The organism is Rhodoblastus sp. (assembly GCF_052145335.1).
Lineage (GTDB): Bacteria > Pseudomonadota > Alphaproteobacteria > Rhizobiales > Beijerinckiaceae > Rhodoblastus.
Genome location: NZ_JBKQOU010000037.1, coordinates 1 through 4,010 on the forward strand (window position 1 = coordinate 1; position 4,010 = coordinate 4,010).

Annotated in this window: 3 protein-coding genes; all 3 read right to left on the reverse strand. The window is 60.7% G+C overall.

From position 1 onward, the window contains the following. Positions 1-82: 82 nt before the first annotated feature. Genes ACLP2E_RS02605 through ACLP2E_RS02615 form a run of 3 tightly spaced genes read right to left on the reverse strand, consistent with a single transcriptional unit; the run spans position 83 to position 3,838 of the window. Positions 83-1,549 (reverse strand): type I restriction endonuclease, encoded by a 1,467-nt coding sequence (locus ACLP2E_RS02605; RefSeq protein WP_442465070.1) that lies wholly within the window; start codon positions 1,547-1,549, stop codon positions 83-85. Next, positions 1,546-2,394, reverse strand: a complete 849-nt coding sequence (locus ACLP2E_RS02610) for an HAD family hydrolase (protein ID WP_442465071.1) — start codon at positions 2,392-2,394, stop codon at positions 1,546-1,548. Before ACLP2E_RS02610 ends, ACLP2E_RS02605 begins: the two co-directional genes overlap by 4 nt. After that, positions 2,387-3,838, reverse strand: coding sequence for a Shedu immune nuclease family protein (locus ACLP2E_RS02615; protein ID WP_442465072.1), 1,452 nt, complete (start codon positions 3,836-3,838; stop codon positions 2,387-2,389). Before ACLP2E_RS02615 ends, ACLP2E_RS02610 begins: the two co-directional genes overlap by 8 nt. Between the last annotated feature and the right edge of the window lie 172 nt (positions 3,839-4,010).

The following is a 4,010-nucleotide window of genomic DNA, read 5'->3' on the forward strand; positions in this document are numbered from 1 at the left end:
GCCGAAGGCCAGATCTGCAAGCTCAAGCTGGTCAAGCGCCAGATGTATGGGCGAGGAAAACTCGATCTCCTCCAAGCGCGCGTCATCGGCGTAACGTGACGAGCGTCATCAAAAGTGCGTCAGAGCCCCTATTCAATGCAAACCCGGGGTCCCCCTTCGATGACCATTGACACCGCATCTTGCCGGCGAACTGGCTGTGGCCCCCGAAGCGGCCCGTCTGGGTCCGGTGGCTCTCGTCGACAAGAACGAACAGGTTGCGGTCGGTGTCGATCAACTCCCGGCTGCGCAGGGCGCCGTCGAACTTGTTGATGATGGTCGTGACGAGCGGCTTGCGTTCGTGGATGAGGTCGCACAGGTGCGCGCCGCTGGTCGCGCGGATCGGCTCCATGTCGCAGGCCTTGAACGTGCCTTTGATCTGCTTGTCGAGGTCATCGCGATCGGTGACGATGACGATGCGGGGGTTGACGATGGTTGTGTCGAGCGCCAGCGCCTTGCCCAGCATCACCATCGTCAGGGACTTTCCCGAGCCCTGCGTGTGCCAGATCACGCCGCCCTTGCGCACGCCATGGATGTCGAACTGCTTCAGCCGTTCGAGCGCCCGGCGAATGCCGAAGAACTGTTGGTGGCGGCAGACTTTTCGCGCGCCCCTGTCGAAAACGGTGTAGCGACGGATGAGATCGAGCAGCCGCTCGGGCCGGCTCAGAGCGTATAGCGTGCGGTCCTGCGCGGTGACGGCGCGCGGGCCTTTTGCGGCGAGCGAGTCGAAGAACGGACGCGCGGAGGCGAGGTCGCCGGAGAACAGCGCGTCCCGTTCGGCCCCACTCAAGGCGCAGTTGGCGAGCGGCTCGATTGCTTCGTCCTTGTCCTCCTCGTCGCGCCACGCCTGCCAGAACTTCTGGGGCGTGCCGATCGTGGCGTAACGCGCCTCCTGCCGGTTCATCGTCATGAGCAGTTGGGCGAAGTGGAAGAGCTGCGGGATGTTATCCTCGCCCTGGTAGCCGATGAGCTGGCTTCCCGCCTTCTTCAGGCTTTCGGTAGGGCGCTTGTTCTCGATGACGAGGACGGGAACGCCGTTGACGAAGGCGACTATGTCGCAGCGTTTGGTTTGCGTGCTTCCCGTTCGTTCGACCGCGCATTCGGCCGTGACGTGGAAGGCGTTGTTTCGCGGCTCCTCCCAGTCGACGAAGCGAAACGAATAGCTCTTGCTGTCGCCGTCGATCGTCTTCGTGATCGTCGTGCCGAGCACCAGCGTGTCGTAGATGTCCTGGTTCGTCCCCCTGATGCCCTTGAGCTTGTCGGGTGTGGGCTTCAGCCGGCGGATCGCCTCGTGGGCATCAGCGAGGTCGAACGGGTACTCCTTGCCGCGATAGGTGAACCTGTTGATGCGCAGAAGCGCGTCGGCCAGCACGTCGTCAAGCACGACATTCCGCATCCGCCCGCCGCGCAGCCCGAGCGCCCGCTCCTGCGAGAGCGGCTCGAAGCCCAGAGCCACGAGCAGTTGCAAGGCGGGGATCTGCGACTGGTGCTTCTCGGCGGCGTCGAAGGTCATGGCGCCTCATCGGCGAGCAGGTTCCGCAACGCGGAGCGCGCCGCGACAGCGTCGATGTGCGCCTTGATGATCTGGTCGAGCTTGTCGCCGGCCGAGTAGTTGGCGGGCGCGACCGCGTGAACGCGGCCGTCCTCGAGGTACTTGTTCGCCTTGCACAAGGCGCCTTTGGCCCTCGGCTTGTAGACGGCGATCGACAGCCCGCCCTGCTCCTTGACGAGACGGAAACAGGGGATGTCGCTCGATCCGTCGCCGATGAACACCATGTTCTCGAACGGGATGGGCCGGTCACGTTTCTCGACGAACTCATTTACCCTGGCGTTGTCGGCGAGGTCGTGGGCGCCCTTGTTGATTCGGAAAAGGTATTGGGTCTTTGTGGTGTAGTTCACCGCGAGCGCCGGCCAGGCGGCGACGCCGTTCTGGTCGAACATGAATTTTGACGCGTAGATCTGTTGGAACTTGGACGCGATCGGCGTGCCGGCAAGAATTTCGGCGTTGCCCGACGAAATGACGAAATTTTCGATACGGACGCCCCTGTCACGACCGTAGGCGTCGATCCGGTCGAACCAGTCCTCCACCCCTTCAAAGAGCTGGATCGCGCGTCCACGCGCCTTGAAGTCTTCGCGCCGCACCGGAACGCGGGCCGCGTCGGCTTTCCGCAGCATGAGGTTCATGTAGACGAGGACCTCGTCCGCCTGCTGCTCCCTGGTGACGCGCTTGACCTCGGCCCAGAAGTCGGCGGGCGCGATGGCGATTTCCGGCAGGAACTGGTGTTCCTGCATGTTGCCGTCGGCGAGCGTGCCGTCGAAATCGTAGGCGATCGCCATCTCGATGTGCTTCTTAGCCATTGGCATCGCCTTTCAATTCTTGAAGTGTGGCAGGCTCTTCAGTAGCCCGCAGAAAGACGCTGAGCTGCTTGAGCTTCTCGAGCAGCTCATCGAATGTCACGACCTCCACGTCTTTGGAGTTCCTCCGGAACAGTTCGAACGATTTCTTTTGGTCATCGCCTTCGGGCGTCTTGCCGATGACAAGACAGCAATGCACGGCATAAGACTCAAGATCGTAAAGTCGCGTATTGTCCTTGATCTGGGCAACCTGCTTTTGAAAGTGATATTTTTGATCTAACGCCTGATTGATCGATCCCGAGAGGTCGGCCGATGGCGTGAAAACACCTTCGCGAAACGGCGTCTTGTTGAGGATCGCGGTCTGCGGGGTCTTGATTTCGAAGATGGCCGTATTGTTGGTCAGGCTGTTTTTGACCAGAAAATCCGTGATTTTCTCGCCGTCGCCTGACAGCTTCCGACCGCCGACCGAAGCCTGATCCCGAACCTTGATGACGGGATAGCCAAAGGCCATGTTCAGAATAAACGGATTTTCGTTGAAGAATGCCTGCCAGCGGCCCTCGACGAGTTTCTCGCCCAGCATCTCCTCATATCGCTTGATCAATGCTTCCAGAGTCACAAGCTCGATGTCACCGCGCAGCTTCGCGAGTTTCTCCGGTTGCACTTCGGCTATGCTGGCGGCATGACTGCTGAGCGCTCTGATGACAGCGTTCTGATCCTCCTCGGACAGTTCCTCCTGGCCCTGCGCCACCGCGGTGAAAAGCTTTCGATAGGGATGACGGCCCGCCTTCGGATTCTGCGTCGGCATACCGAGCCGCTCTGCCAGAATGTTGTAGGCCGTGGTCTCCTTGACCGCGCGGACGGCGGACTGGGAAAGGCTGTCGATGCTGTTCATGGCGCGTCGCGCCTGCTCGAAGTCTTTCTTCGCGATGTAGAAAAACTGACTGTTCTGCTGGTCGGGGCCAGTGGGATGGTCGCTTGTGATCACAATCTCGGTACAGTCCGACAGTTCTTCCACCGCATCGATGATGAATCGGTACGGCTTCGCCAGGCCGAGCCCGTAGGCGTAGTCCTTGGTGAAGGCGGGGGGCAGTTCTTCCAGCACTTCCAGCACGCCTTCGGGCGTCGTCGGCACGCCGCCATCGTCGCCGCCGGGGAAGACGATGTCCGTGCCATCGAGCGTGATCCGCTCGATCCGGCCATATTTCGGTTTCAGGAAATCAGACTTGTCTCCGAACGTGCTGATCGGATGGATTGTCAAAAACCTGTGCTGCCCGTTGATGTCCAGCAGCTTGGTCCGATAGCTCTTCGCCTGCGTCGGGTCGAGACTGGCCGCGAGCAGACTGTGCTCCGGCGGTACGAAATAGACCTCGACGAAGTTCGGATGATGCTCCTCGACCTCGAGGACGCCATCGCGCACCGGATCATGCTGCCGGAAGCTAAGCGCCATCAGCCGGCCTCCACCTTCACGCGCCATTCGCCTGTCAGCATCTTCCTCATGAATCCCCTCATTTTTCGGCAGCTATTAGGGCGCATGCTAGGAGACTGTTTTGATTGATCATTTCTCCGAATCTGATGAGGAGGGGTCGGAGGCGGGGCTCGGGCATGTTGGGGATGAGACC

What these genes read in the sequence shown, in the direction of transcription:
- ACLP2E_RS02605 (WP_442465070.1), bottom strand. Translation starts at nt 1,549, where the DNA reads ATGACCTTCGACGCCGCCGAGAAGCACCAGTCGCAGATCCCCGCCTTG.
- ACLP2E_RS02610 (WP_442465071.1), bottom strand. Translation starts at nt 2,394, where the DNA reads ATGGCTAAGAAGCACATCGAGATGGCGATCGCCTACGATTTCGACGGC.
- ACLP2E_RS02615 (WP_442465072.1), bottom strand. Translation starts at nt 3,838, where the DNA reads ATGGCGCTTAGCTTCCGGCAGCATGATCCGGTGCGCGATGGCGTCCTC.